The sequence below is a fragment of the Acetobacter ghanensis genome, assembly GCF_001499675.1.
In the GTDB taxonomy this organism is placed as follows: domain Bacteria; phylum Pseudomonadota; class Alphaproteobacteria; order Acetobacterales; family Acetobacteraceae; genus Acetobacter; species Acetobacter ghanensis.
The window spans coordinates 125,693-151,386 of sequence record NZ_LN609303.1 but is presented as its reverse complement, the minus strand read 5'-3'; the positions used below and the strand labels follow the sequence as shown (position 1 = coordinate 151,386).

Sequence of the window (25,694 nt, the reverse complement as noted above, 5' to 3'; positions counted from 1 at the left end):
GGCACACACAAAGACTCTGATGCTTCTGCAGACCCAGGCGGAGCAGACGACAAAAGGTATCACTACGATTATCGGGCTGCTGACGCCCCCTGATGACGATGAGGGCAACCGCCTTGCCAAAGCGCTGGAAGCTCTGGCGGAGAGTGTCGCGGCCCAGACACAGGCCACTGTTCAGATGCAGTCTGCAGTCCAGACGCTGGTCTCCAAAATGGGGGTCACGTCATGATGACGTTCCGTAAGCTCTCGGCCGATGGGGCGGGGAAGCTTATCATGGCCTACTTGCGCGAGCATCAGATGGATGCGGTGCCCGGGGCTGAAGCGTCGCCGGGCAGCGGTCAGGAAAAGGGCGGCCGTCTCAACAACTACTATACTGGCCGGGAAGGGCGTGGCGACTGGGGGCCTGACATTGGCCCGCTTGCAGCCCGCGCACTCGGCATTGATCTAACGGCTCCGCCCTCGGACGAAGCACTCTGCAACCTGTTCGAAGCCAAGCGTGCCGATACTGGCGAGGAATGGCACGACATTGAGGGTGACAAGACGACCAAACAGGCGGGCCGGAAAGCGGGTGGCCGCAAACGCACGATCTCTGGGTTTGATTTTACGGCTTCGCCCGACAAGTCCGTCACGCTTGCCGCTGAGTTTGCGTCTACGAAAGCCGAGCAGGCGCTGATCTGGCACGCCATCCATACGGCGAATGATCGGGCACTCAGGCTGATAGCGGCGGAGCTGGGTTGGGCACGACGGATGGTGAACGGCGTGCAGATCGACGAGCAGGGCGAGGTTGGTTGGGTGTCCTTCCGACACTACGCGGCCCGCCCAGCCATGCAGATACAGGATGGTGCGTCTGGCCCCACGGCTTCGGTCGAAATTCCAGTGCCCGGTGATCCGCAGGCCCATATTCATAACATCCTGTTGAACATGGTGGCCACGGCGGACGGACACGTCGGCTCTCTGGATTCCGCCCGGATCACGAAAACGATGCCCCATATTTTCGGGGCCTACTTTCAGGCACAGCTCGCTCAGCTGCTCCGCGAACTGGGGATCAAGGTCAGCATTGATGCTCGAGGCCGGGCGATCGTTATTGACGACATCCCCAAAGAGGTCTGCGAGGCGTTCTCTAAACGGAGCAAGCAGGCCGAAAAGCAGGCGAAGGCCTTTGTCGCGCGACAGGGTGGTGACTGGAAGACGATGTCGGCCGACCAGAAATTCAAGGTTCTGCATCAGGCCAATCTGGCTTACCGGGCGAAGAAATATACCGGGAGCAACGACCGCGAGATCTGGCGAGAGCAGGCAGACGAGCTGGGCTGGAAGCACACAACCTCGCTGACGGATGCCGTGTATGCGACGAAGACCGATGCTGAACGGTTTGAGGAAGCCTACGCGATTGCGGCGCGGCTGGCCGCGGAAGACTTCAAGAGCAGTGCGGTTCTCGATCTGGACGTTTTGAGGATGCACGCGGCGCACGGCCTGATTGCGGCGGGCATCCATGAGGCTGGCGACATGGACCATGTCCGCGACATGATTTTGCAACGGGGCATCGTGCTGGAAGGGGAGCAGACGGATCTTGTTGTGGAAACGATACACGGGCGTAAGCGTGTTACCTCCAAGTTCCAGATTAGCGTGGAGAAAGAGTTCTCTGAGCTGGTGGCGCTGGCGGCGCGCGATACGGACGGGGCGTTGTCGCGGGAGGCTCTGCAAAAGGCGATTGAGGCGTCCGGCCTGGATTTTGACCGTGAGCCGGATCATGGCCGCGCCCAGCTGGCGGCCATTTATGGCTTGGGGTTTTCGGGGCGGCTTGGCTTTCTGACTGGGGCAGCGGGGGCGGGAAAGACGGCGCTTCTGTCACCATTGGTCACAGCTTGGAAGGAGGAAGGGCGACAGGTCATCGGCACTGCCATGGCCTGGCGACAGGCGGATGCGCTCAAGGATGCGGGGGTGGAGCGCACGGTCGCACTGTCTCCGCTTTTGCGTGAGATCGAGGCGGGCCGGGTGGCGATTGCACCCAACTCGGTTCTCATCATAGACGAGGGCAGCCAGATCGCCCCAATCCAGATGCTCAAGCTCCTGCGGCTGCAGAAAGAGGTGGGCTTTTCCATGCGGATCATCGCGGACCGTGAGCAGGCGCAGGCTATTGAAGCGGGTGACAGCGTGGAGCTGATGATGCGTTCGGTTCCCGCGGGTGTCCGGTTTGAGCTGGTGAGTACCATCCGCCAGAAAACCGAGCGCGGCCGGATGATCGCGGGTCTGTTTCGTGGCACGGGGCGCGACATGACGAAGTCTGAGGAGGAGCAGAACGCCGAGGATGCGCAGCGCGCCCGCAAGGCGATAGACCTTAAGCGGGCGGATGGGACGTTCAGCCTGGTCGGCGGTGATCACGCGCAGGTTGTCGCACATATTGCGGAGTTCTACCTCAAGCGCCGGGACATGCTTCGCGCTGCCGGGAGTAAGCGCGGGATTACGATGTCCGCTCCCACGAATGAGGACGTCATGGCGCTCAGCATGGCAGTGCGTGAGCGCCTGCGTGAACGCGGAGAGGTCGGGAAGGAAGAAATCGTTCGGGCCGCGATTGACCAACGGGGCGAGAGTTATGATCTCCCGATTGCTGTTGGTGACCGGTTGCGGCTTTTCAGCAAGGTGCGCTGTCGTGCCCAACGAGCCTATGGGTCGCGGTGGTTGGAACTGGGTTCAAATGGTGATTTTGTTGATGTTATGGGATGGACGGATCACGGCCTTATTCTCAAGAACCGCGCGGGCACTGAGGGGTTCGTCCCATGGGATTCCTTAGCCGATCGGGAGACCGGGCGTATTTCCCTCGGTTTTGGTCATGCGATGACGATTGATGCGGCACAGGGGGCGACATCGGACGAGCATATTAATGCGCTGCCACGGGGTAGTTCGTCGATGACGGGGTTTACGGCCTATGTCGCGGAAAGCCGGCATGTCCATGCGTCATGGACAATGGTTGGCGAAGCGTCTGTGAGGGAGGCTGAGACGTTTTCGAGGCCTCTGGGTGATAAGACCCCGGTAACGTATGAGGATCTGCTGAACCGTGTAGCGGGTGACATGGGCAAGCACCCTTACAAGTCCGTCGCAATTGATCTGACGGGCGAGGAAATGAAGGTCAGGCAGGGACAAATCGAGTGGATCCGTCGTGAGAGGGGACGGGAAGAGATTGAAGAAACTGAGCAGCAGCCCGGGGAACGCGCACGGAGCCGGGCTGCATCTGTGTCGTTGCGCAAAGTTCCCGCTGAGCGGTGGGACGATCTGGGCCGCAATCTCAGGCGTCAGGCGTTGATCGCGCAGGATGCGGCGGAACGGGCTAACAGACTTGCTGCGCGGGGTACTGAAAAAGATATGTTTCAGGACAGGACACAAACGCCAGCACCGAACAGCTCTAAGGGCCGTGTGGTGCGGCCTTCAACGGATATGGGAGTGGATTCATGAGTAACCCGCTGGTGGAAGAAATCGTAGCGCGGGCGTTGCCCCTTATTCATGTCGAACGGGAGGCGGAGCAGCTGGACACTCAGGAGGCTTATGAGGCGTTCCGGGCTAGGCATGCCGAGTTGAACCGGCAGGTCATCAATCAGTTACGCGCCTGCGGATGGATGCGCGATGATGCGACCATAGAGGACATGCGCGAGATCTACTATGCTGTTCTGCGACACCCGGCACTGGAAGGCTCCGCGTCAGATCGGGCTGTTGCCGGGCGCCTGTTGAACGAGGCGTGGAAAGGGTTACATGGCTGGGCTGGATAAACGCCCCCGTAGGCCGGGGATTGTTTTCCGACTGGCCACCTTAACCTGCCTGTCCGCTCAGTGGAAACATTGCGGACAGGCTGCAATCGCCCTCATCTCGGTCGTTTGGACCACAAGATTATTTGTCAAATAGCGGACATCAGCGCTTCAAAGCCTCGTTGTAGAGCTTGTCTGGATTTCACTGATTACACCTATTGAATGATTCCAAGACACAGGCAGTCCCCCAATGGACGTTACGGTGAAAATTTCAGCGTTACGGAATTTTGATCGGATCGTATGATAAACACGTCCTTATATGCTTTTATACTGCCCCATAGTATGAAAGTATACTCAAGGGCAGTATATTTGGAGTAAGCGTTTCGTGCCGCACACACCGACTGAGAAAAAGCGCGTTCTGACCCGCGTGCGCCGTATTCGCGGTCAACTTGATGCGCTGGAACAGGCTCTGGAGAAAGGGGCTGATTGCGCTCCGGTGCTGCAACAGGTTGCGGCTATCCGGGGAGCGATCAACGGATTAATGGCCGGTGTTCTTGAAAGCCACCTGCGGGAAGAATTTGTTGAATGCGCCGGTGATCGTGATGCTGCCAGTGGTTCGATCGAGAATGTGGTGTCACTCGTTCGATCCTATCTCCGGTAATGCCCACGACGCTGACTGACAGGTTGTTTGGAGAAAAAATTATGAAATCACGGGCCGCAGTTGCTTTCGAAGCGGGTAAGCCCCTTCAAATTGTCGAGATCGACGTAGCGCCTCCTCGTGCAGGCGAAGTGCTCGTGCAGATCACGCATACAGGTGTCTGCCACACCGATGCGTTTACCCTGTCAGGGGATGATCCCGAAGGACTGTTCCCGGCCGTTTTAGGTCACGAAGGCGCGGGAATTGTGATCGAGGTCGGGGAAGGCGTAACCAGCGTCGCCCCCGGCGACCATGTCATTCCGCTTTACACGGCGGAATGTGGTGAATGTCTGTTCTGCAAGTCGGGAAAAACCAATCTCTGCATTTCAGTGCGCGCCACACAGGGCAAAGGTGTGATGCCGGATGGTACGACACGTTTTTCCTACAAAGGTCAGCCGATCCATCACTACATGGGGTGTTCGACGTTTAGCGAATACACGGTTGTCGCCGAGGTTTCTCTGGCAAAAATCAACCCCGCATCCAATCCAGAGCATGTCTGTCTGCTGGGATGTGGTGTCACCACCGGGATTGGTGCAGTACACAACACAGCCAAGGTTCAGCCGGGAGATACAGTTGCCGTCTTTGGATTGGGCGGGATCGGTCTGGCGGTGATTCAGGGAGCACGACAGGCAAAGGCTGGCCGGATTTTCGCCATTGATACCAATCCGGAAAAGTTCGAACTTGCCAAGGCATTCGGCGCCACAGAGTTCCTCAACCCGAAGGACTACGACAAACCGATCCAGCAGGTTCTGGTGGAAATGACCGGCTGGGGCATTGATCATACCTTTGAATGTATCGGCAACGTCAATGTCATGCGCGCGGCGCTGGAAGCCGCGCATCGTGGGTGGGGGCAGTCGATTGTCATCGGTGTGGCAGGGGCCGGTCAGGAAATCTCAACCCGCCCCTTCCAGCTTGTGACGGGTCGTTCGTGGCGCGGCACGGCTTTCGGCGGTGTGAAGGGGCGTAGCCAGCTCCCGGGTATGGTCGAAGACGCCATGCGCGGCGATATCGAGCTTGCGCCTTTCGTAACCCATACCATGCCGCTCGAAGATATCAATACGGCCTTCGATCTGATGCATGAAGGAAAGTCCATCCGTTCCGTCATTCATTACTAGGAGCGGGATTTCACGACTCAATATCTTTTCCAACGGTTGGAAATTACAGGAGAACGATCATGGCAGTTATTTCCGGTGACGGTGTTTTCTCTCACGTTTTTCTCGGGGCGGTGGATACCGCGGTATCCGCGAAATTCTATGATGCTGCGCTTGCGGCTCTGGGTATAAAAAACCTGGGGCCGTTCGGGCATGGGTGGATTCTGTATGGCCGCGAGAAACCAGCGTTCATCATTGCGCGTCCTGGCAACGGTGAGGCGCCCTCAAGCAACGGTGTCACCATCGGTTTTGCAGCAGCGACACCCGCCGAAGTGGATGCTTTTCATGCCGCAGGTCTTGCCAATGGAGGAACCGATGAAGGCGCACCCGGCCCGCGAAGCCATCTACCAGGTGCTTATGCCGCCTATCTCCGCGATCCGGCAGGAAACAAGATCTGTAGTTATACCTTCACGGACGGTAACTGACGTGCGCAAAAGGCAGTGAGAGCCATGGAACGCAAGGAAACGCACGCCTCTTTCGGGGGCGTGCAGGAAGTCTGGCGACACAAGTCCGTGTCATTGGGTGTGAAAGCAAACTTCGCGATTTACCTGCCGCCACAGGCAAAAACTGAAAAGGTTCCGGTTCTTTACTGGCTCTCCGGTCTGACATGCACAGAGCAGAATTTCATTGGCAAGGCTGGTGCGCAACGCGTGGCTGCGGAACTGGGTATCGCTATTGTCGCGCCAGATACCAGTCCACGGGGCGTGGAGGTGGCTGATGACGATGCTTACGATCTTGGTCAGGGCGCTGGATTTTACATCAATGCGACGCAGGAGCCGTGGGCTGCGCATTATCGGATGTATGATTACGTCGTCACGGAACTTCCTGCGCTGATTGAGGCGCATTTTCCGGTTACGCAGCAGCGAGGGATTGCGGGACATTCGATGGGTGGGTTTGGCGCCATCATGATCGCGCTGCGTAATCCTGGTCGCTATCGTTCTGTATCAGCCTTTTCACCCATTGTGGCGCCAACGCAGGTGCCATGGGGTGAAAAAGCGTTCAGCGCTTATCTTGGTCCGGATCGTGCCAGTTGGGCGGCCTATGATCCGCTTGAACTTGTGCGGACAGCGACGGAAAGACTGCCTGTCCTGATAGATCAGGGTTTGGCAGATCAATTTCTGAAAGAACAACTCAGGCCACAACTGTTCCAGGCAGCCGCACAGAACGCAGGGCAGGAACTCATTCTGAATCTTCGTCCTGATTACGATCACAGTTATTATTTTATAGCCAGTTTCATTGCAGATCATCTCAGACATTTCGTGAGTAAACTACGATGTGTTGATTTTCACTGAGAACTGACCCGGGTAGGGCGGAAATTTTCATCGAGATTTGACCCATGCCTTCACACTCCCCGGCATCATCTGCTGGGGGGGTTTTGGAGTGATTGACATGGAGCTTCTGAGTGTGATCCGCCGGTGGCACTGCCGGGATCATCTTCCGATCCGCGAGATCGAACGCCGGACGGGACTGTCACGCAATACGATCCGGAAATATCTCCGGGCACAGAGTATTGAACCGCGGTTCCAGGTCCCCGAACGTCCCAGCCGACTGGACCCGTTTGCTGACAGGCTGAGGGGATGGCTGGTCCTGGAAGCCGCTCGCCCCCGCAAGAATCGGCGCACGGCGCGACGACTGCATGAAGACCTTGTGGCACTGGGTTATGATGGATCCTACGGACGGGTGGCCGCTTTCATCCGGCAGTGGAAACACGAACAGCACCAGGCACGCCAGACAACGGGTCGGGGTGTTTTTGTGCCCCTGTGCTTCCAGCCCGGGGAAGCGTTCCAGTTCGACTGGGGCGAGGACTGGGCGGTCATTGCCGACCGTCGCGTCAAGCTGCAGGTTGCCCACACCAAACTGTCCTTCAGCCGGGCCTTCATACTCAGGGCCTATCCCCTACAGACCCACGAGATGCTTTTTGATGCGCTTACCGAGGCCTTCCGCGTGCTCGGTGGCGTGCCGCGGCGGGGTATTTTTGATAACATGAAGACGGCCGTGGACCGGATTGGGTCGGGCAAGGCGCGTCAGGTCAACCTGCGCTTCATGGCCCTGGCCAGCCATTACCTGTTCGAGCCGACCTTCTGCAATCCGGCAGCCGGATGGGAGAAAGGGCAGATCGAGAAGACCGTGCAGGATGCCCGGCGCCAGATCTGGCAGGATTTGCCCGTCTTTCCCGATCTGGGGGCGCTGAATGCCTGGCTGGAAGCCCGCTGCCTGGACCGTTGGGAACGGCTGCGGCATGCTGGATTGCCGTGTAGCGTCTCCGAGGTCCATGCAAGCGAACGTCCCCACCTCATGGTGCCGGGGCGTCCCTTTGACGGGTTTGTCGAACAGACCAAGCGCGTCTCACCAACCTGCCTGATCCAGTTCGAAGGCAACCGCTACAGCGTGCCGGCCTCCTTTGCCAATCGTCCGGTCAGCCTGCGGGTTTATCCTGACAAGCTGCGCATTATCGCCGAAGGGCAAGTTCTGTGCGTGCATGACCGGATCATCACGCGTTCGCATGGTGTGCCAGGCCGCACGGTGTATGACTGGCGGCATTATCTGGCGGTCATCCAGCGCAAACCGGGCGCCCTACGCAATGGCGCGCCGTTTACCGAATTGCCAGCCGCCTTCCGGACCCTGCAGGATCAACTGCTCAGGCGCCCTGGAGGCGACCGGGAAATGGCTGAAATCCTGGCCCTTGTGCTGCAGCATGATGAGCAGGCTGTCCTCTGCGCGGTTGAACTGGCACTTGAAGACGGCGTGGCGACCAAGACCCATGTTCTCAATACGCTTCATCGCCTGATCGATGCCAAGAGAACCGTGGTTCCCCGGCTCGATGCCCCACAGGCCCTGGTGCTCGAACACGAACCGTGCGCCGATACAGGGCGGTATGACATCCTGCGAAGGGACAGCCGCCATGCGTCATGATCCTGCGGCTGCTTCACTTGTGGTCATGCTCCGTGGATTGCGGATGTATGGCATGTCCCAGGCCACGGCCGACCTCATCGAGCAGGGGGCACCTGCCTTCGAGGCGGCCATCCCCATCCTCTCACAACTCCTGAAGGCGGAACTGGCCGAACGCGAAGTGCGCTCCATCGCCTACCAGACAAAGACCGCCCGGTTCCCCGCCTACAAGGACCTGTCCGGGTTCTCCTTTGCCGATACGCAGGTCAACGAGCCCATGATCCGCCAGCTCCATAGCGGGGACTTCATCGAGCGTGCTGAAAATGTCGTGCTGATCGGCGGTCCGGGAACCGGGAAAACCCACCTGGCGACCGCGCTGGCCATCCAGGCGATCACCCATCACCGCAAGAAGGCGCGCTTCTGGTCAACGGTCGACCTGGTCAATGCGCTCGAACAGGAAAAGACCGCCAACCGGGCCGGGCAGATTGCCGACAGGCTGCTCCGCCTGGATCTCGTGATCCTTGATGAACTCGGTTATCTCCCCTTCAGTGCGTCTGGGGGCGCCCTGCTGTTCCATCTGCTCAGCCGCCTCTACGAGCGCACCAGTGTCATCATCACAACCAATCTGAGCTTCAGTGAATGGGGAGACGTCTTTGGTGACCCGAAGATGACAACGGCGCTCCTCGATCGGCTGACCCATCACTGTCATATCCTCGAGACAGGAAATGACAGCTACAGGTTCCGCGCCAGCACCGCCGCGTCAAAAAACAGAAAGGACAGATCCTCTTCTTGACCGCCCGCCCGACTGTGCCTGAAATAGCATCTGGCTGGGTCAATTCCTGATGAAAAACCCGGGTCAGTTCTCAGTGAAAATCAACATGTTTTGAACAGGCAGCAAGCCGTAACGGAGTTTTATATTCTGTAGATATATTCCCGTTTTCTGCCTCGGTTCACATTTTGGCGGGGCTGTCTTGTACTTGGCGCATAGCTGGTGCAGCCCATCCGTGTCCAAAAATTACACGTATCACCACTCTTATTTTTTGCCGCCAGTGGAGTGGTTAATAGAATATATCTTCCAGAATTAAGGCCTCTGAATTTCTTTCAGTAATAAATCCAGTTGCTGTCCCAAGGCAGGAAGAGCGTCCCTCACCGTGTCCCACACCATGCCATAATCAACAGCAAAGTAACCGTGCGCGATACGATTGCGCATGCCGCGCATCGCGCCCCATGGAATGTCTGGGTAGGTATGCTTGATCTCCGGCCATGCATTGATAATTTTTGACGCCGCTTCGCCTATAATGATCAGACTCATCACAACAGCCTGTTGGGTTCGCCGATCCTGAAGAAATTCCTCACGCGACATGGTACCTATGAAGCTGACCGCATCAGCCTGTGCGTCGCGCATGTGAATCAAATAGTCCTGAAAACGGAAGGCGCCTCTCATACAGGGCGGGCTTCAGCCAGAACTTTATCACGAAATCCCAATGGCAATTCGGTAGGCGTCAGTAAATCAACACGCACTCCAAGGAGTTCTTCGAGATCGTTCTGTAGGCCACCTAGCGCCAACAATGTTGCACCATTTGGTGCATCGACAAGAATATCCAGATCACTCTGATCATTGTCATGGTGTTTCAGAGCAGAGCCGAACACCCGAGGGTTTGTAAGATTCCAGCGTGCCGTTAGCTTCACAATGGCGTCACGATGCAGTGCAAGCACTTCTGATGGGCGCATGATCCGGTCTCCTCTTGTTCACTATATCACAAGAGTGACGGCATGTTGTAGCCCTTCCTGAGCACACGTCCGCCGTCACAACGGCCGAGCGCATACTGACTTTGTGAAACCTCACAAGGACAGACCATGCCCGATACTCAATCCGTAGCCAAAAAGGCTTCCCCCACGCCCGAGTGGCTTACCTCTGGGTATGCCCAGCGTATTCTCGACGCCATCACCTTCCCGGGTGATGCAGCTCCCATTGCAGTTTCGTCTCCTGAGCAGGCACAGAAAAAGGAGACGACATCATGAAATGGGGGCCTGTATCGCGACTGGTCCTTGGTGCTTCGGGATGGCTGGTTGTCTCGGCTGGCATTGCCTCAGCCGCGTCTGAAGGCTGTCAGGCGCTGGTTCAGGCTGCGGCAACAGGTGCCGCAGCCCAGATGAAGGCTGATGACGCTTTGATCCAGATGCCGGAATCAGTGACGAAATTTACGTGTCTCGACAACTTCTTTAACGGTGTTGGACTGGACACACTGAGCAGTGGTCTCAATGTGGCATCCATCGCTCAAAGCGCGATGGGGAAAATCTGCAGTCAGGTAAGCTCCGCCTGGAGCAGTATGGAAGGTTCTGCCGAATGTGGTCTGACCCTCACTGGGCCGGATACAAACTTTGACCTTGGCCTTGGTTCTGGAACCGTCTGTCCAACCGTGAACTTCGGTGGTGGAGGCGACACGCTGATCAACAGTGGAACCAATGGATCAGGCACGAACCATTGGGATGTGGACGGCTCCATGCAGTTGCCTGACGGCTACAAGCTGGGCGATGCAGCCAAGGCTTTCGGCCTTTCGGGGGGTGACTGAGCATGTCACGACCGTCTTCCCGATTAGGGCTGGTTTTGATCCTCGCGGGTGGTTTGTTTCTGGGCCAGATGGCCATGCCCCGCCCGGCGCAGGCTTTCGGGTTTGATATTGCCCCTATCGTGGGTGCGATCAGCGCCGCTCAAAGTGCCATTACCACAGTCACATCAACCGCTCAGAAAGTTCTTAACGGATCACTGGGGCTGCTCAACGACAAGCTGGGGATGGGGTTCAACCAGATCACCAACTACCTGAAGGGCCAAATTGGCGCCCAGCAGCAAATCGCTGACGCCAACAATATGGTGCAGGCGCAACTTGCCAAGGAAGTTCGCCATGCGGAAATTCAGGATCTGCATGCGGTAAATCGTCAGGACTGTTTGAACCTCGAAGGAGGACAGGCTCAGATTGTCGCAGCCCGTCAATCCAGTGATGTCGCGTTAGCGCTCGACGTCGCCAAGGGAGCGCGCACACGTGCGGAAAAAGGTACGCCGTCGTGGGCTGGCGGCGGGCAGGGGGCGCAAGCCAACAACAATGCCCATTTTGGCAAATACTGCGATGATGCGGAAGCTGACGCAGGGCTGTGCAAACTTGCCGACACCACGATGAAAGGGGCGGATGAGGCGGCGACCAGCATGTTTACGCCCTCTGTTTATACCGGTCAGGACGCTATTGATCGGGCAAATGCCTATGCCGTCACCCTGATCGAACCGGTCGCCCCGGCGGCGCAGCGCGGTAGCGCCATCACCTCCACACAGGGACAGCAGCTTATGCCCTTTCGTCGCTCCTATAACGCGGCGATGCATCTGGCGCACATGATTGTTGACCATGTCCTCAGTCAACGCGCTGAGACCATCACTCTGACGGCCGCCCAGAAAGCAGAAGCTCAGCGTGAGGGCCTCGCAGTGTCCGACAAAGGATCATCGTGGCAGGCAACAGAGCTTGAAATCAACAGGAAGTATTCCGGCACGGACTGGCAGGCCGATTTGCAGGCAATGTCATCCGTAAAGTCCGTTCTGATCCAGATTGCCCTTCTGGATGCCCAGCGTAACTGGCTCCTGTGGAACACTTACAAACTCCATGAAATGACCGCAGTGGCGGAGGCCAAACGCCTTGCGATCGCGGCTGACGAAGCACTCAGCCGTCATTCAGCCGGCACTCTGCCGGTTCCTTCTCCCTAAGACATAAGGAAACACCATGTCCGAAACACTCTCGGCCGTGCAGCCCACAGCGACCCCTTCCTCAACCATGAGTGGCGTGCTGCAGGCGATGGCGCAACAGCAGCAGTCCGTGCCTGAAGACCAGCGTGGGCTGGCGGACCGGCTGAAAGAGTTGCAGGAGCAGCTCGAAAACGATCCTTCATTGGAGAACGACCCGAAATTCGCCACTCATGTCGCCTGGCTGATGCAGGACTGGCCGAAATTCAGTGGCACGGGGCAGGGGGTGCAGGTGTCCCCGCTTCTGCAGGCAGGACTGACCTCAATGGCGGGTCAGTATCCCGGCATGAGCAATCCGCAGATGGCTTCCATGCTTCAGCAGACTGCTTCCATGAATGACCGCCAGCTTGTCGCGGATATTCGTAACGCCAGCGTGGAGCTGGGCTCCTTGCCGGCGGAACAGCAGACCTCTTTTCTGATTACGGCCGGGGTAAACGCCCTTGAGGCCAGAGCCGCACTGGCTGGTGTCGCACCCGCACCGCAGCCGGTCCCTGTTGCGCAACCCGCTCCGGCTCCTCAGCCTGCGCCGGTCGTAGCGCCAGAAGCGTCCGTTGCAGTCCCTGAAGTTGTTTCAGAAAATGTTGCACAGACAGGCCCAGCTGTCGCTCAGTCCGAGCCCGGCGTTGTGGAGCCGGTGTCTGCGGTTGCGGCGAGCGTTGTCGCCGAAAGCACCACGCAGGCGGCGTCTCATGAGGCGACAGTTGATCCGCGACAGGAGGTGGGTGAGACCGTGCGACCTGCCAGCGAGCCAGACGTGGACCAGGATGATCCCTCACACGGCCATGCTTCCATGAATATTCCGTTTGGTGACGAAAACGGTAACTCAGTGTCCCGTGCTGGCGAAGCAGTAGAAGCGTCGGGAGGAGAACCGAAGGCGCAAACCGTACAGGATTCCGGCCGGACTGCTGGTGAACAGACCGTTCAACCCGGAGTGACGAAAGAGCAAGAAGACGAAGCTCGGCGGCGCGATGCCGAACTTAATAAACAAGCCCAAGCTAATCCCCCTGAGCAGCGGCAAGGGACTCAGCAGAAGCAGGCGAAGCAGACCAACGGGCAAAAGGAGCAACAAGGCACCCAAAGTCAGACCCAGAATAAAGAGATGGAACTCGAGCAATTAGGGGCTAAAGCCACCTCTGTAGATCAGGCTCAGACCACGGCTCAAGCGCAACCCACGCAAGCCCAACCGGCACAGGCTCCTGTAGGTAGTCTGGCAGGGCATGCTGTGTCCAAGGTGGCCAATATTGCCAAATCGTGGTTAGCAAATCAGGCCCTCGCATCTGACCAGCGCCGGATCGATAGTCTGGTCGCAACGGTAGACAGTGACATCCGTACAGCCGACACGAACTATCAGGATCTCAAGCAGACCGCTGCGCCCTTTTTTAAAAAAATGGAAGAAACAGCCAGACAGGAAGGCGTTAAACCTGCTGCGCTGATTGCCAGCATGGGTGAGGGCGGCAAGCATCATGGCCTGTGGCAGGAGTTCGAGAAGCTTCGCCTGTCCGATGAACGGGTAGGCAAGGCTTACAGTAACCTGGGCCACACACTGCAGAATATGCGTCTCAACCTTGGCTCTCTGCAGAGTGAGGCCGCTGAACGCGGTGCGACCAACGCCCAGTCCGTTGTCGAGGTCGAAGAGAGGGCCGGCCAGAAAGCCATGGAGATGGAGGACGTGCCCGGTCGCAATCCCGGCGAGAGTCTGATCAAGAACATCGGGGGCGCACTCGAACGCATCATGGAGAAGGTGAAGGCGCGTTTTTTGGCTCTCACCCAGGGACGTGAGCAGGGGCGCGATAACAGCCCGTCCATGGGAGCCTGAGCCATGCGCGGTGTGTCCAAAATGGCGCGGCTTTCGCCGCCACTGGTGGCAGCCTTACTTGGAGGGTTGGTTCTGCTTCACGCAGGGCCAGCCCACGCCACGAACGGGTTCGAGAATGTAAGCTGGGCCGACCTTGTCGCTGGTGATGACTGGTCTTCGCGAGTTCTCGATAGCCTGTTCCCGATGGACGGCACCGCGGATACGGCCACCGGCACCCTGCTGCAATGGTTTACCACCTTTGTCTCAATTATGGCGTGCTTCTGGATCATGTATTCCATCCTGGCGCAGATTCAGAAAACGGCTGAAACCGGGAAGGTGTTCTCCGCCAGTTTTGGCGGCTGGGTGCCAGTGCGTGCGGTCGGCAGCGTCATTATGATGCTGCCAGTCCTCAACGGATTTTCGCTCGGTCAAAACCTGATTGTGAATTTTGCCAAGGCTTCTATCGGTATGGCCACAATCGAAGAAAAAGTGGTGATGAACGCCGTGGGACCACAGGCACTCCCTCTGGCAACGCCCATGATCCCGGGCTCGCGTCAGGTCGTGCTTGGTGTCATGGAAAGCGAGATCTGTCGGGCCCTGATCAACACGGCTTCCAACAACCCCGTTCTTGTTCCTGAGCCCACTATCACTGACGATGGCAATGGCACGGTGTCCCTCTCTTACAATATGGCCAATGGTAACGGCACGGCCATGCCGACCTGCGGGTTGGTTTCCATCAGCACGCCTGTAAAAACTGCGACCACGACCGAATACCAGAGCATTGATTTCAGCAGTGTCAGCAGCCAGCAAATCCAGTCCTTAAAAACGCTGGCGACAAATATCCGTTCCAGTTTGCAGAACACCATAACCTCACTCTGGAAAACACGTGATGTCGCAACACTGGGAACGCTCGACACGATCTTCGTCGCGCAGTCGAACTACCTCAACGGGCAGTTGACAGGCATCGCCTCCAGCGTGGTCTCGGCTGTTAGAAATTCCGCCGGGTCAACAGCGAGCGACAATTCAGCGACCGCAGAACTCCGTTCCCTCGGATGGACGGGACTTGGGGCCTATTATCTCGAAATTTCTCGTCTGAACGCAGAAGTCATTTCAGTGTCCTCGATCACGCCCGCTGTCGTGGCGCCATCATGGGCTGGCACAGGCCCGTATCTAGGCCAAGACCTGATGCCGTTCTTCCAGAGTGTATCCAGTTATCTCGGCAAGATGGATGCGACACTTCAGACAGCCGACGAACCAGCTCCAAACAGCACATCACCTCGGCTATATGCCAATGCCCGTGTCTCTTCAGATAGCACTGCGATCTGGACAAAGGTGCTGACTTACCTGAACTTCGGACCAGGCACGCTTGAACTCATCATGAACCATCTGGTGATGGGCAGCTCTGGCACGGATTGGGTTGATCCCCTTGGAGCCATGATTGGCATGGGGCATCTGCTCATCCATCTGGCCCTGAGTGCCATTGCGTTGTCTGTGGCCGCAGGCAGTCTGTCTCTCGATATTAGTGCTGGCGTTGCGTCCTTCTTCACGGGACAATGGGGCGCCACGGCTACTGCTGCTGCGGCGACCTTTTTGAGCGGAACGATTACCCGCCTGCTCCCGGTAATTTTTACGGCCTGCCTTTTTCTGCTCTCGGCAGGGGTCACATTGGCCTATGTCCTGCCGATGATGCCCTATCTGTACTGGATTGCCGGCGTTACGGGATGGTTTCTGCTGGTAGTCGAGGCCGTCGCTTATGCGCCGTTATGGTTCCTTGCCCATATGACGTTCGCGGGAGATGGCATACACGGCAAAGGGGTGCGGGGTTACGAGATTCTTTTCACCATTCTCTTCCGGCCGGCGATGATGGTGATCGGTATGGTGTTCAGCTATACAATATTTTCTGCGTTTTCCTGGCTGCTGATGAAAAGCTTTCTGGTCGCCTCGACCTTTACGCTGGATCATGGCTATCTCACCGATAACTGGGTCGGCCTTATCGCCATGATCATCATGTATTCCGCCATGGAGATGACGACTGCGACATTGTCCTTCCGCCTGATCACCACATTGCCCCATCACATGGCCTCCATGGTCGGATTTGGTGCGGCCAGCCGTGTGGATGCGGAAGAATTCGAAAAATCCTCCAGCCGGCCGGTCGAGCAGGGAGCAGATACTGGTCGTCAGGTTGCCACACAATATCTCGAAGGATTGAAAGACGAGGCAAAAAAAAGTGGTGGCAGTGGTGGTTCTGGTGGTACAGTTCCTGCAATGGATACGACAACGGCCGCTCAGGTGCGGCCCATTACACAGACCGATGTTTGAGGGCGTGACCCATGTGCAGTGATTTTGTAACAGCTGGTGCGTTAGGCGGTATTCGCGGATCACTCCGGCGGGTTGCCAGCGATCTGGAGCAGCAGAACCGCACGGTGTCATCTTTGGCCCAGCAGGTGCAGGTCGCCAACCACTGGCAGGTTACGGCTTTCAAGCTCCAGAAAGAAGTGGCTGACTGGAAAGCTTGGGGTGTTAGCTGCCTAGAAGGCTGGAAAAAAGAAGAGCAGGTCACCGCCGATCTGCGTCAGCAGCTCGTTCAGGCGCAGGAGGCCCTGCGGGTTGAGAAAAAATTGCGGGATGATGAATTCAATGAGCGTGTCGAGAAGTACAACAAACTGGTGAGAAAATGTAATAAGCTGGTCGAGTGCGTAAACACTGTCAAAGTTCAGCCGGCTAACGCTATTGCGCTCATCACCGCTCTTGAGGCAGAACTGAATGCGCAGCAGGCATGAGGCTGCCTCTTCCGCTACTCGGCTGCATGCTGGCGCTTTCCGGGTGTGCGCACGGCAATCTACGCTCGGCGAATGACAGGCCGCTCAAGCCACCGCCGGTGCGTCAGGCACAATACGACCCTTATGCGTCTTACGGCTCATCGCCGGCACACTGGTCGCCCTCAGTCGCGTCCCGCGATGGCACGATCATCCGCCCGACAGACCCGGTCGATCAGGCCGACCGCCCGGATTATGAGCACGCCAAATGGGCAGTATCACAGGCAACAGGACGCGCCGGGACTTTCTGACCGCGTCACAACTGAAAGCTCCATACTGATCGGGAAAGAGGCAATCGCCTGTCCTGGCCAGTATGGAGTTTTTTTATGTGTGGTGAAACCGTGGATCCTGGTGTGTCCAAAATTGCTGAACGACCGGACCAAACGCCCGAAGCGCGACAGCCCCTATTGCAAACTACGCTAGCCGATCTGCTGGCAGAGCATCTAACCCGCCGTGCGGCTCAGACTTTCCCACATCATGCCCCGGACGAGTAGTCTGATTTGCGCATTGGAATCTTCTTTCCAGACAAGCGGTATGCTAATCGGCGAGTTCAACCACTTAGAGGGGTTTTCTCGTGTCGATTATGCCGAAACTGGCTGTTGTCCTGCTTTCCACCGGCCTGCTTGTGTCGGCCGCACAGGCCCAGACGATGTCGCCTGCCGAACTGGATCGGCTTTCAGCCCAACGGCAGGCCGAAATCGGTTCACGCGACTGGGGCGCGCCTGTGGCAGCAGCTCCCGAAGCGCCGCCCGTACCCCTGAAGGATCCCGCCACCTGCATGTCGCCCCGGACTGAGTTCGAAACCCTCTATGCCGGGCCGAGCAAACATGCGAAAAAAATCGGTGTCGCGTTGCCCCAGCTGGCCGTAACGACGACCACATCGGGCGAGTGGACGCGGATTATTCGCGGACAGGGCCGTTACGCATGGATCCCGACGGCGGACGTTCTGCCATGGCATTCGACAACCGCCACCGCAGGCACACACTGCACTGTCGCAGGCATCCGCCCGGCAGACGGTGTTGTCGTGTTTTCTTATCCGGGAGCTTGACCCGTTTTTCAGGCCCGCAGGCTCCGGCGTTCAGGCCGGAGATAGGGCCGTTCCAATTTGTTCTGGAAACTTTGATCCGGTACATATACAGTATGGCATATACAAGGAGACTCCTCCATGACAATGCCATCCCCTTCTACATCCCGCCCAAGGGAAGTCCGGTTATTCCGTAACAACCGCAGTCAGGCGGTGCGAATTCCTGTTGAGTTCGAGCTACCAGGAGACCGGGCACTGATCCGGCGCGAAGGCAACCGGCTCATTATCGAGCCGACCGAACGACCGACAACGATGGCCGGGCTTCTGGCTCTATGGAAATCCGAAGAACCACTGGGACCGGATGACCAGTTCCCTGCTGTCGAAGACCAGACGGCAAGCCCGGAGGATATCTTTTGAACGGATATCTTCTGGATACGAATATCATCAGCGATCTGATCCGCAATCCTGCCGGACTTGCCTCGTGTCGCATTGCAAAAGAAAACCCGAAGACGCTCTTCACCAGCGTAATTGTCGCAGCTGAACTACGTTATGGCTGCGCAAAGAAAGGGTCTGCGAGACTGCTGGAACGGGTCGAGAGCGTTCTGAGCATTATCCCGGTCCTGGCGCTGGATGTACCTGCTGATGGCGAATATGGAGGCATCCGGGCCGAGCTGGAAGCGGCAGGGCAACCAATCGGCCTGAACGATCTACTGATTGCTGCCCACGCCTATACCCTCAACCTCACTTTGGTCACGGATAACACCCGTGAGTTCTGTCGCATCAGGGGGCTGAAGGTTGAAAACTGGCTGGAAGCACGGCCTCGCGCCAGAGCGCGACAAGTCTGAGGCTCCAGCGCGACGCAGTGCTCCCTAACGGGGCCAGAGATTGCTTCCCCGTGCGATGAACGTTCCGAACCGCCCGATGCCTCCGGTTCGGAGCATCCAGTTCGAGAAGCTGAGTCTGATAAACTCGGCCAGCAGCACCAGCAGGATAACCCCGAATTGCAGACTGGTGACACTGACCAGCCTTGTCCCCTGGTGAACACACGACCAGATCCACACGCACAGAGTGCCCACAAACAGGAGCAGGCAGAACCGCCCGTTGCGCCGTGTGGACACCAGCGCCCTGATAGTCGCCGGGTCCATAACGGGAGCAAGAGCCGTGTCGATGGCTGACGCTTCGATGAAGGCTTTCCGGTCGCGCAGATACTGTCGCGACAGGTTAAAGGTGCGCACGGCCCTCACGAATGGCAGGTAAAGCGGAAAGATCAGCCACTTCCCCACTCTTAGAATGGGGCGTGTGGATCTCCTCACCGTCCCAGTTCCCGTATCAGTTGTTCAACATCCCGTGGCAATCCCTCAGTCACATGCGAGGCACCCGTCTTGTCGCGCCAGATGAATGTCGGTGTCCCGCGAACACCGATGGCATTGGCGACGGCCATATTCTGCTGCAAATGAAGAGCGGCCTCGTCTGTGCGGGGCATGTCGTCTGCGACGTGATGCAGGTCGACGATCTTCTGCCATGTCGCCTGCATCTCGTATGGCACTGCTGACAACAGCGCTGTGGCGGCCGGGGTGCTGGCATTGCCGTTTTCGTGATCATTGATCGCGATCGGCAGCAGAGCCAGCTGGATCTGGCCACGTGCGACAAAAGGTTCCAGCGTATTGAGTGCGCGGATTGACCAGGGGCAGAGCGGGTCGATCACCATAGTCAGGCGCGGTAGCCCGTCCCGTCCTTCCAGCCCGATATTGGCCTGAGCGACGTGCTTCACCTGCTCGGGAGATAATATTCTCCCATCGACCGATGTACCGTTCTGCCCGGCCGCCGTTTTTGCCGCGGTGATGGTCACGGTAGGGATCGCTCCCTTGATCGGGGCAATGGTATCACGCGTGACGTTGTGCCCGTCCTGCTCCCACAGGACACCGCCAATCAGCGCCTGCCCATCCGGGGTCAGGTAGAAGACCCGGAAGATGTCGCCATTGACGGCATACACACCCTGAAGGCCATGATTCATGACGTGGTTACCGATCTCATAGACTTTCGCACCTGTACTGGTGATGCGTCGGAGTGCAGGGCTTGCTGCAATTTCTTCGGCCGGGATGAGCCGTGGCGTAGGCACGGTCGGCGTGGGGCGCAGGACAGGGCCAGCGTCAGGGGTGCCTGATGGGACAGGCAACGGGGGTGTCACTTCCACAGGGGGCAGGGTTGGGCATTGCTGCGCCTGCGCCAGTGTTGAAAGGACCACAAGGGTTGTAGCCGCCAGAAGAGCGTTTCGGGAATGTCGCATTGGGGTCTCCTTCTCTCCCCATGATGCGCCAGAGCGTTGTGACGCTCTTTGGAACAAAAGACGAACGCAGAGCGTCACAACGGTCTGCGACATACTGGGGGAAGACCAACAAGGCAAAGGAGCCGCCCCGTGTCGCTCAGATCTACGCTTACCCTCACCCTGCTGGCAGGTGGCCTGCTGGCAGGGCCAGCCTACGCTCAGGATGTGTCGCCTGCCGAACTCGACCGACTGGCTGCTGAACGGCAGGAAGCCATCGGCCCGCGCGACTGGGGACCGCCTGTCGACGCCGCACCTGAGGCGCAGCTGATGCCGCTTGGCGGGCACGTGACGTGCATGTCGCCCCGTATGGCGTTTGAACCGGTCTATGCCGGACCTGGGAGCAATACGAGACAGGTTGGTGTCGCCCCACCCCAGCTTGCGGTTACCACGACGACTTCAGGCGGTTGGACCCGCATCCTGCGCGCGTATGGGAAGGCCGCATGGATACCGACCGAGGATCTACAGCCCTGGACATCCACGACAGCCTCTGCGGGCACACACTGCATCGTGGCCGGGATGAGACCATCTGACGGCATGATTCTCTTCTCATATCCTGGCGCATGACGCGCCCCCTCTCTCTGGCCCGCTGGAGCGGGCTAGGCATGCTGGCTGTATGTATCGTCGCGCGGCCGAGTATTGCGCAGGTGGCCACCCAGATCGTGCCGAGCATCGAGGAGACTGGTGCACCGACCTTCGTCTTTCCAGGTGCGCAGACGTCTTCCTCATCAGGGTCAGGCGCATCGGGGAGCGCGGCGCGTTACTCGGGTGCGTGGGGCAGCAGTGATGCGATGTCCAAACTGCTGTCGCAATCCTATGGCGCCGATGCTGTTGCTGCAGCCAAAGCTGCCGGGATCAATCCCGATACGCTCGCAGCTTACGCTCAGATCGAAAGTCATTTCCAGAATACCGGCAACAGTTCTTCATCGGCCACGGGGGTCTGGCAGATCACCAATGGCACATGGAATGACTACGCATCCAAGCTTGGGCTGAGTAGTGCTGACCGGAATGATCCGACGGCGCAGGCGAAAGTCGCCAGTGCCATCATCAGTTCCTATGCCAGCGCTGTTTCCAAATCCACCGGAACACCCGCAACCTCGGCGCAGGTCTACGCCGCCTATATGTTCGGACCGTCGGCCGGTTCAAAGATCGCGGCAGCGACCAGCAGCACACCTCTGAGCAGTCTCGTGTCGCGTTCCTCGCTGGCTGCCAACAACATGAGCGGCTGGACAGTGGGACAATACCTCTCAACCGTCTCGACCCGCATGGGCAGCGGTGCATCCGAAACGGTCACGGGATGAGAACAAAAGCGGAAAAGTTGCGCAATTTTGGACACAAAATCAGTGAAAAAACAGTGTCTTACACGTGGTTTTTTCACTTTTTGATCTTGTCTGGAAACATGTACACGGGCAGGTTGAGCGGCAGACCGGACACGCGGCTGATTGCGAGTCCGTGCCACCCCATTCGAGGCCCACCAATGACGTAGCCACAAAAAGGAAAACCCTGCCTCTCCCGGTCGGCAAACCGGAAAAGCCAGGGCACCTGTAACGAACCATAAGCTATAGGGGAAAAGTAATTGCCCTTTCCCTATAGCCAGCTTCCGCTCGAAACGCAAGCAAATTGCGAACGGGGAAGGTTTGTCCAGATGCCTGTGCCGAGAGATCTGTCATGACCCATAGCACTGGAACTTTTGAGCTGTGCCCCAGACACACACTGATGACCTCTGCCCGATCCGCAGACGGGGAAAACGCACCCTCACACCCGCCATGCTCAAGGCGCGTGATGAACTGCTCGGCGTCCCCCCGGACTATCCGGATAAATACGCCGTCCTGAATACGATCAGGGCTTTGCCCCGCACCTTTCCATTGACGCGCAGCGCACGGGGTTTGCTGGAACGGATGATCGAGAAAACCCGGCCGGAGAGCTGGGAAACGCTATCGACCCCTTTTATCTACGCCCATAACGCGACACTGATGTCCTGGACGGGGTTGTCGCTTACGACTTTGAGGCGGGCGGTCAGAGAGTTGGCTGAGGCCGGGATGATCGTGCCCTGTGACGGCCGGAACGGACAGCGAGGGCGGCGCTGGCAGGGGCAGGAAGGCATGTCGCAGGTTGGATTCAGTCTGGCGTCCCTGCGCTATCGGTGGCCGGACCTGCAGGCCCAACTCGAGATTGGTAGGCGACAACGCGCGGAAGTGGCATTTCTGCGTGAAGCCATTGCTGATCTGAATGAGCAGGTGCGCGTGGCGGCCGAGCTGCGGAACGATGAGGCAACCGCCATGGAAGCCGCACGGATCATGCGGCTCCGTCGCGGCACGGACCTGATTGATACGCTGGCCAGCTATCACGACATCATGAAAGCGCTCTGGGCGCGTGTGAAACCTGTGGAAAAGCCTGCGGAAAACCGTGTCGACAGGTCGCCAGATTCTGTCTGGTGTACCCCTGAAATGGCACCCATGGATGCTCAATCTGGCACCCACTATACAGAAAGAAATAACAAAAAACCTAAAGAGGTTGTTGTAGTAGCGCCCGAGCGGCGCAATCGCATTGAGACAATGCGGCGTGAAGGGCAGGTGTCTCAACGTGAACCATCCGAGGGGCTGGAAGCAACCATTCTGCGGGGCTTCCCGGGCACCAGCACGTTCTTTCTGACGGTGTGTCCTGCCTTGCGGGATCTGTGTGGCTCAGCCTCGCCCGACCGTGCCCAGCTGACCGACGCCGCTGAACTGCTTTCCGGCCAGATCGGCATTGGCTACCACTCGTGGAAAACCGGCTGCATCGCTCTGGGGCGGTTTGAAGCTGCTGTAGCGGTCATCGTCATGGCGACACGTAAGGACCAGGGCGAACAGATCCGTCACCCCGATGCGTATTTCCGGGCCCTGGTCGAACGTGGGGTGCGGGGAACACTTCACCTCGACCGCAGCCTTTACGCCCTGAAGGACATACTGGCACAGGATGTGTCGCAAATCCCAGAACGTGCGACAGGCCGGGTGAAAACAGCGTCACAACCGGTGCGGATACAATGAGGGAAAGAGCCGGATGGTTCGGCTCAACAGAAAGGATTTACCTCATGGTTCGCAAACCCGCAGGCACATATATGGCACCTGATGGTCGAAATATCCGGGCGTTGAACGTGCGGTTATGGGGGCGCAGGACGATGCCGGCTCTTGGTCTGCTGGCCTGCTTTCTCAGTTCGACGGTTTGCGCGGAAAATATCCACTCTTATCAGCGCATCGCTCGTGCGACAGACACCAGTAATGTCCGGTCTACGGACGGTCATATTTCAGAACGGCCCCTGAACGGCAAAGACGTGATCACCATGACGGCGCAGGGGATGCAGCTTCTGGGTCTAACAAATAAAGAGGTGGATGGAGCATCCATAGTGCTTCCCCGCTCTCAGGTTTTAGAGTTTCATGGTTATGTGAAAATAGACGGCGAGAAAGTAGTTTTCCTGCATAAAGGGGAAAACATTACCTACCTTTCCAAAGTGATTCGCACGAAAGACAAGAAAACGGGGCTTACCCATATTGACCTCGTGCCTGGCACGATCGAGACAGGTATCCTTGGCACCAGCACTGCCACACGCCTTCCCAACGATGGCGTGAAAATTGATGTCATGGTATCGGACGTCAAATTGGTCGATATGCCAGACTGCAATGACGCACAATGTCCAATAACGGTCGGTCGTGAAGTACGCCGTACGGTGATATTGTCTCCCGATCATGCAGAAACTGTTGATCTTCAACTTGGTGACAACACCGACCTGTCGATCAGGCTTATCTTTTCCCGGCAGCAACTCCCAGCGCAGGTAAAGCAGATAGTTTCTGGTCCGTCCGGTCACCGGGCGTGAGATAAGTTTGCCGCTCTCCCCCTCAATGACATCAAGCACGACTGACGCGCTACTTCGTTGTCAGTCCATTTGAGGATCCAATTGGAGGGTTCGAAGAACCGTTGATTGATTTCCCTTTTGCCTGATTTCAGGTTTTTAGCGAGTTGATTGCTGGTTCGTGGACCTGATTTTCACTCTGTGTATTGAGCAGAGTGAGGGTCTCATGCCCTGGATTGCTACGCGATCGCGTTAATCCGCTCCAGGAGGAGAAAGCGACGCATATTATAGACGATATTGGCCAGCCCGATCCTCATGGTGGCTCGCGTTATGCCAACAGTTCGTATGAACAGTCCTGTCTGCGATTTCTGATCGGCAAAGACATGCTCGACACGCGACCGGATAACGGATTTTCCTGCATTCGATTTCTGGATATGTCGTGGCATGGGCTTGAGATGAGGCTTTTTCCTGTGAACCTTCGAGACAAAGCCATGCTTTTCCATGAAGTCCTCATTGGCTTTTGAGAGGTAGGCTGTATCTGCCCAGACATCAGACGCCGTATTGCTGCGATCAAGAAGCCCCTCACGTAGTCTGGCACCATCGCTGGCAGCGGCATCCGTCGTTTTCCATTTGCGGATCAGCCGAAATTTCCGGTCGATGGAAATATGCGATTTATAGCCAAAGAAAGGGATGGCGAGATCCGTAGACGGGATCGTCCCGTCATCCTGACGCTTTGCTTTGGTGAACTTCAGCGTCCATCGCGCATGACGATCTTTATGGGACAGCTTTGACGGCTTGTCCTGCCAATCCTGTGGGATCCGTCCTTCCCGCAGATCGGCCTTCTCCTCATTGGTATTGCGCTGCTTCGGGGCCGCTACCAGTGTCGCGTCCAGGATCTGGCCTGACATGGGGAGATAACCGGCATTCCGCAGGGTCGCATCAAAGCGGTTGAACAAAACATCAATTGCTCCCGCCTGTGTCAGACGTTCCCGGAACAGCCAGACGGTCCTGGCATCAGGCACGCGGTCAGACAGCCCTAGACCAAGGAAGCGCATGAAGGACAGGCGGTCGTTGATCAGGTATTCCGTCCGTTCGTCGGACAAATTGTTCAGCGTCTGGATGACCAGAATTTTGAACATCAGCACCGGATCAAACGGAGGACGACCGCCTTTGCTGCCGTCTGAATAGGCCAGAGCCTTGTTCAGATCAGAACGGAAGACTTCAAAATCCACAGTCCGGGAAAATGCTTCGAGCTGATCACCAAGCCCGCTCAACCGGGCAAGCCGCTCTTCAACGTCAAAAAATCCCGTCTGCTTCATGATCCATACTCCAATCAACGCAAGGAAAATGGAATCACAGAGCAGACCTCAATACCAGAGGGTTTTTCGAACCCTCCAGGTTGATCGATCGGCTGAAACAGCGTGGGACTACCCCGGTCATCCCGCCAAAATGCAACAGAACAACACGAAGGAAAACCGATTTTTCTCTCTACCACGAACGGAACCTTATTGAGAGGTTCTTCAATAAACTCAAGCAGTTTCGCGCTATCGCAACCCGCTACGATAAACTGAAATCGACCTTCCTCGCAGCCGTATAGTTCGCCTCAATCATCATCCTGCTTAACTGACGACACGCCGTAGTAAGTGACGGGAAGAAAT

Annotated in this window: 29 protein-coding genes and 1 pseudogene; 25 read left to right on the top strand and 5 right to left on the bottom strand. The window is 57.5% G+C overall.

The genetic code is table 11. From position 1 onward, the window contains the following. Nucleotides 1–19 precede the first annotated feature (19 nt). From AGA_RS13145 to istB, 9 genes are all read left to right on the top strand, one after another. Nucleotides 20–226, top strand: a complete 207-nt coding sequence (locus tag AGA_RS13145) for a hypothetical protein (RefSeq protein WP_157065409.1) — start codon at nucleotides 20–22, stop codon at nucleotides 224–226. Beyond that, nucleotides 223–3,444, top strand: a complete 3,222-nt coding sequence (mobF, locus tag AGA_RS13140; protein ID WP_059024994.1) for a MobF family relaxase — start codon at nucleotides 223–225, stop codon at nucleotides 3,442–3,444. The genes AGA_RS13145 and mobF overlap by 4 nt, the downstream gene beginning before the upstream one ends. Beyond that, nucleotides 3,441–3,755 carry a hypothetical protein gene (locus AGA_RS13135; protein ID WP_059024993.1) on the top strand — a complete coding sequence of 105 codons (315 nt, stop codon included), beginning with the start codon at nucleotides 3,441–3,443 and terminating at the stop codon, nucleotides 3,753–3,755. Before mobF ends, AGA_RS13135 begins: the two co-directional genes overlap by 4 nt. A 361-nt stretch (nucleotides 3,756–4,116) precedes the next feature. Further along, a complete protein-coding gene (gene frmR, locus AGA_RS13130) occupies nucleotides 4,117–4,392 on the top strand; it encodes a formaldehyde-responsive transcriptional repressor FrmR (protein WP_059024992.1) in 276 nt (91 codons plus the stop codon). 41 nt (nucleotides 4,393–4,433) lie between these two features. Beyond that, nucleotides 4,434–5,543 carry an S-(hydroxymethyl)glutathione dehydrogenase/class III alcohol dehydrogenase gene (locus AGA_RS13125; RefSeq protein ID WP_059025021.1) on the top strand — a complete coding sequence of 370 codons (1,110 nt, stop codon included), beginning with the start codon at nucleotides 4,434–4,436 and terminating at the stop codon, nucleotides 5,541–5,543. Nucleotides 5,544–5,602: 59 nt separating this feature from the next. After that, a complete protein-coding gene (locus AGA_RS13120; protein ID WP_059024991.1) occupies nucleotides 5,603–6,004 on the top strand; it encodes a VOC family protein in 402 nt (133 codons plus the stop codon). A 24-nt stretch (nucleotides 6,005–6,028) separates the two neighbouring features. Continuing rightward, nucleotides 6,029–6,871, top strand: a complete 843-nt coding sequence (fghA, locus tag AGA_RS13115) for an S-formylglutathione hydrolase (RefSeq protein WP_059024990.1) — start codon at nucleotides 6,029–6,031, stop codon at nucleotides 6,869–6,871. A 97-nt stretch (nucleotides 6,872–6,968) separates the two neighbouring features. Continuing rightward, complete coding sequence (gene istA, locus AGA_RS13110) at nucleotides 6,969–8,492, top strand: IS21 family transposase (protein ID WP_059024568.1); 1,524 nt, start codon at nucleotides 6,969–6,971, stop codon at nucleotides 8,490–8,492. After that, the gene (gene istB, locus AGA_RS13105) at nucleotides 8,482–9,261 is read left to right on the top strand and encodes an IS21-like element helper ATPase IstB (RefSeq protein WP_025437151.1); all 780 of its coding nucleotides are present in this window, start codon (nucleotides 8,482–8,484) and stop codon (nucleotides 9,259–9,261) included. Before istA ends, istB begins: the two co-directional genes overlap by 11 nt. Before the next feature lie 288 nt (nucleotides 9,262–9,549). Here the strand turns inward: istB and AGA_RS13100 are convergent, their stop codons facing one another. Together AGA_RS13100 and AGA_RS13095 are read right to left on the bottom strand one after the other, a co-directional pair. Further along, entirely contained in the window at nucleotides 9,550–9,873 is a 324-nt protein-coding gene (locus AGA_RS13100) for a HepT-like ribonuclease domain-containing protein (protein ID WP_157065408.1), read from the bottom strand. A 35-nt stretch (nucleotides 9,874–9,908) separates the two neighbouring features. Further along, nucleotides 9,909–10,199 carry a nucleotidyltransferase family protein gene (locus tag AGA_RS13095; RefSeq protein ID WP_059024988.1) on the bottom strand — a complete coding sequence of 97 codons (291 nt, stop codon included), beginning with the start codon at nucleotides 10,197–10,199 and terminating at the stop codon, nucleotides 9,909–9,911. Between the two features lie 126 nt (nucleotides 10,200–10,325). Between AGA_RS13095 and AGA_RS13790 the strand changes: the two genes are divergently transcribed. From AGA_RS13790 to AGA_RS13055, 11 genes are all read left to right on the top strand, one after another. Then, nucleotides 10,326–10,490, top strand: coding sequence for a hypothetical protein (locus AGA_RS13790; RefSeq protein WP_157065407.1), 165 nt, complete (start codon nucleotides 10,326–10,328; stop codon nucleotides 10,488–10,490). Then, nucleotides 10,487–11,041 carry a hypothetical protein gene (locus AGA_RS13090; RefSeq protein WP_059024987.1) on the top strand — a complete coding sequence of 185 codons (555 nt, stop codon included), beginning with the start codon at nucleotides 10,487–10,489 and terminating at the stop codon, nucleotides 11,039–11,041. Before AGA_RS13790 ends, AGA_RS13090 begins: the two co-directional genes overlap by 4 nt. Nucleotides 11,042–11,043: 2 nt before the next feature. Next, nucleotides 11,044–12,216: a hypothetical protein gene (locus AGA_RS13085; RefSeq protein ID WP_059024986.1), complete on the top strand. Its 1,173-nt coding sequence runs from the start codon at nucleotides 11,044–11,046 to the stop codon at nucleotides 12,214–12,216. A gap of 16 nt (nucleotides 12,217–12,232) precedes the next feature. After that, nucleotides 12,233–14,068: a hypothetical protein gene (locus AGA_RS13080; protein ID WP_059024985.1), complete on the top strand. Its 1,836-nt coding sequence runs from the start codon at nucleotides 12,233–12,235 to the stop codon at nucleotides 14,066–14,068. 3 nt (nucleotides 14,069–14,071) lie between these two features. Beyond that, a complete protein-coding gene (locus AGA_RS13075; protein ID WP_059024984.1) occupies nucleotides 14,072–16,366 on the top strand; it encodes a DotA/TraY family protein in 2,295 nt (764 codons plus the stop codon). A gap of 11 nt (nucleotides 16,367–16,377) precedes the next feature. Next, nucleotides 16,378–16,827, top strand: a complete 450-nt coding sequence (locus AGA_RS13070) for a hypothetical protein (protein WP_059024983.1) — start codon at nucleotides 16,378–16,380, stop codon at nucleotides 16,825–16,827. Then, nucleotides 16,824–17,114 (top strand): flagellar basal body L-ring protein FlgH, encoded by a 291-nt coding sequence (locus tag AGA_RS13585; RefSeq protein ID WP_083503723.1) that lies wholly within the window; start codon nucleotides 16,824–16,826, stop codon nucleotides 17,112–17,114. The genes AGA_RS13070 and AGA_RS13585 overlap by 4 nt, the downstream gene beginning before the upstream one ends. A 102-nt stretch (nucleotides 17,115–17,216) precedes the next feature. Continuing rightward, nucleotides 17,217–17,357: a hypothetical protein gene (locus AGA_RS13785; protein WP_157065406.1), complete on the top strand. Its 141-nt coding sequence runs from the start codon at nucleotides 17,217–17,219 to the stop codon at nucleotides 17,355–17,357. Nucleotides 17,358–17,437: 80 nt separating this feature from the next. Further along, a complete protein-coding gene (locus AGA_RS13065) occupies nucleotides 17,438–17,911 on the top strand; it encodes an SH3 domain-containing protein (RefSeq protein WP_157065405.1) in 474 nt (157 codons plus the stop codon). Between the two features lie 117 nt (nucleotides 17,912–18,028). Continuing rightward, nucleotides 18,029–18,304 carry an AbrB/MazE/SpoVT family DNA-binding domain-containing protein gene (locus tag AGA_RS13060; protein ID WP_059024981.1) on the top strand — a complete coding sequence of 92 codons (276 nt, stop codon included), beginning with the start codon at nucleotides 18,029–18,031 and terminating at the stop codon, nucleotides 18,302–18,304. Then, nucleotides 18,301–18,732 (top strand): type II toxin-antitoxin system VapC family toxin, encoded by a 432-nt coding sequence (locus AGA_RS13055; protein WP_059024980.1) that lies wholly within the window; start codon nucleotides 18,301–18,303, stop codon nucleotides 18,730–18,732. Before AGA_RS13060 ends, AGA_RS13055 begins: the two co-directional genes overlap by 4 nt. A gap of 24 nt (nucleotides 18,733–18,756) precedes the next feature. Here the strand turns inward: AGA_RS13055 and AGA_RS13050 are convergent, their stop codons facing one another. Both AGA_RS13050 and AGA_RS13045 read right to left on the bottom strand, forming a co-directional pair. Beyond that, nucleotides 18,757–19,200, bottom strand: coding sequence for a hypothetical protein (locus AGA_RS13050; RefSeq protein ID WP_157065400.1), 444 nt, complete (start codon nucleotides 19,198–19,200; stop codon nucleotides 18,757–18,759). Further along, entirely contained in the window at nucleotides 19,197–20,174 is a 978-nt protein-coding gene (locus AGA_RS13045; protein WP_059024940.1) for a hypothetical protein, read from the bottom strand. Before AGA_RS13045 ends, AGA_RS13050 begins: the two co-directional genes overlap by 4 nt. 129 nt (nucleotides 20,175–20,303) lie before the next feature. Between AGA_RS13045 and AGA_RS13040 the strand changes: the two genes are divergently transcribed. The 4 genes from AGA_RS13040 (at nucleotide 20,304) to AGA_RS13025 (ending at nucleotide 24,060) form a co-directional block, all read left to right on the top strand. Further along, nucleotides 20,304–20,777: an SH3 domain-containing protein gene (locus AGA_RS13040; RefSeq protein ID WP_059024939.1), complete on the top strand. Its 474-nt coding sequence runs from the start codon at nucleotides 20,304–20,306 to the stop codon at nucleotides 20,775–20,777. Further along, entirely contained in the window at nucleotides 20,774–21,511 is a 738-nt protein-coding gene (locus tag AGA_RS13035; protein WP_231946158.1) for a transglycosylase SLT domain-containing protein, read from the top strand. The genes AGA_RS13040 and AGA_RS13035 overlap by 4 nt, the downstream gene beginning before the upstream one ends. A gap of 396 nt (nucleotides 21,512–21,907) precedes the next feature. Next, a complete protein-coding gene (gene repC, locus AGA_RS13030) occupies nucleotides 21,908–23,236 on the top strand; it encodes a replication initiation protein RepC (RefSeq protein WP_157065398.1) in 1,329 nt (442 codons plus the stop codon). Nucleotides 23,237–23,280: 44 nt separating this feature from the next. Continuing rightward, nucleotides 23,281–24,060, top strand: coding sequence for a hypothetical protein (locus tag AGA_RS13025; protein WP_157065404.1), 780 nt, complete (start codon nucleotides 23,281–23,283; stop codon nucleotides 24,058–24,060). A 215-nt stretch (nucleotides 24,061–24,275) separates the two neighbouring features. On the opposite strand, the gene AGA_RS13020 is transcribed toward AGA_RS13025, so the two are convergent. Further along, nucleotides 24,276–25,355 carry an IS5 family transposase gene (locus tag AGA_RS13020; protein WP_059024978.1) on the bottom strand — a complete coding sequence of 360 codons (1,080 nt, stop codon included), beginning with the start codon at nucleotides 25,353–25,355 and terminating at the stop codon, nucleotides 24,276–24,278. Nucleotides 25,356–25,432: 77 nt separating this feature from the next. Here AGA_RS13020 and AGA_RS13580 point away from each other — a divergent pair. Continuing rightward, a pseudogene (locus tag AGA_RS13580) lies at nucleotides 25,433–25,633 on the top strand (transposase); the annotation flags it as partial. Between the last annotated feature and the right edge of the window lie 61 nt (nucleotides 25,634–25,694).

Coding starts and splice junctions, on each gene's coding strand:
- AGA_RS13035 (WP_231946158.1), top strand. CDS start 20,774: ATGACGCGCCCCCTCTCTCTGGCCCGCTGGAGCGGGCTAGGCATGCTG.
- AGA_RS13060 (WP_059024981.1), top strand. CDS start 18,029: ATGACAATGCCATCCCCTTCTACATCCCGCCCAAGGGAAGTCCGGTTA.
- AGA_RS13790 (WP_157065407.1), top strand. CDS start 10,326: ATGCCCGATACTCAATCCGTAGCCAAAAAGGCTTCCCCCACGCCCGAG.
- istB (WP_025437151.1), top strand. CDS start 8,482: ATGCGTCATGATCCTGCGGCTGCTTCACTTGTGGTCATGCTCCGTGGA.
- AGA_RS13070 (WP_059024983.1), top strand. CDS start 16,378: ATGTGCAGTGATTTTGTAACAGCTGGTGCGTTAGGCGGTATTCGCGGA.
- AGA_RS13080 (WP_059024985.1), top strand. CDS start 12,233: ATGTCCGAAACACTCTCGGCCGTGCAGCCCACAGCGACCCCTTCCTCA.
- AGA_RS13045 (WP_059024940.1), bottom strand. CDS start 20,174: ATGCGACATTCCCGAAACGCTCTTCTGGCGGCTACAACCCTTGTGGTC.
- AGA_RS13125 (WP_059025021.1), top strand. CDS start 4,434: ATGAAATCACGGGCCGCAGTTGCTTTCGAAGCGGGTAAGCCCCTTCAA.
- istA (WP_059024568.1), top strand. CDS start 6,969: ATGGAGCTTCTGAGTGTGATCCGCCGGTGGCACTGCCGGGATCATCTT.
- mobF (WP_059024994.1), top strand. CDS start 223: ATGATGACGTTCCGTAAGCTCTCGGCCGATGGGGCGGGGAAGCTTATC.
- AGA_RS13100 (WP_157065408.1), bottom strand. CDS start 9,873: ATGCGCGACGCACAGGCTGATGCGGTCAGCTTCATAGGTACCATGTCG.
- AGA_RS13085 (WP_059024986.1), top strand. CDS start 11,044: ATGTCACGACCGTCTTCCCGATTAGGGCTGGTTTTGATCCTCGCGGGT.
- AGA_RS13120 (WP_059024991.1), top strand. CDS start 5,603: ATGGCAGTTATTTCCGGTGACGGTGTTTTCTCTCACGTTTTTCTCGGG.
- AGA_RS13020 (WP_059024978.1), bottom strand. CDS start 25,355: ATGAAGCAGACGGGATTTTTTGACGTTGAAGAGCGGCTTGCCCGGTTG.
- AGA_RS13095 (WP_059024988.1), bottom strand. CDS start 10,199: ATGCGCCCATCAGAAGTGCTTGCACTGCATCGTGACGCCATTGTGAAG.
- fghA (WP_059024990.1), top strand. CDS start 6,029: ATGGAACGCAAGGAAACGCACGCCTCTTTCGGGGGCGTGCAGGAAGTC.
- AGA_RS13585 (WP_083503723.1), top strand. CDS start 16,824: ATGAGGCTGCCTCTTCCGCTACTCGGCTGCATGCTGGCGCTTTCCGGG.
- AGA_RS13025 (WP_157065404.1), top strand. CDS start 23,281: ATGGTTCGCAAACCCGCAGGCACATATATGGCACCTGATGGTCGAAAT.
- AGA_RS13135 (WP_059024993.1), top strand. CDS start 3,441: ATGAGTAACCCGCTGGTGGAAGAAATCGTAGCGCGGGCGTTGCCCCTT.
- AGA_RS13075 (WP_059024984.1), top strand. CDS start 14,072: ATGCGCGGTGTGTCCAAAATGGCGCGGCTTTCGCCGCCACTGGTGGCA.
- AGA_RS13145 (WP_157065409.1), top strand. CDS start 20: ATGCTTCTGCAGACCCAGGCGGAGCAGACGACAAAAGGTATCACTACG.
- AGA_RS13090 (WP_059024987.1), top strand. CDS start 10,487: ATGAAATGGGGGCCTGTATCGCGACTGGTCCTTGGTGCTTCGGGATGG.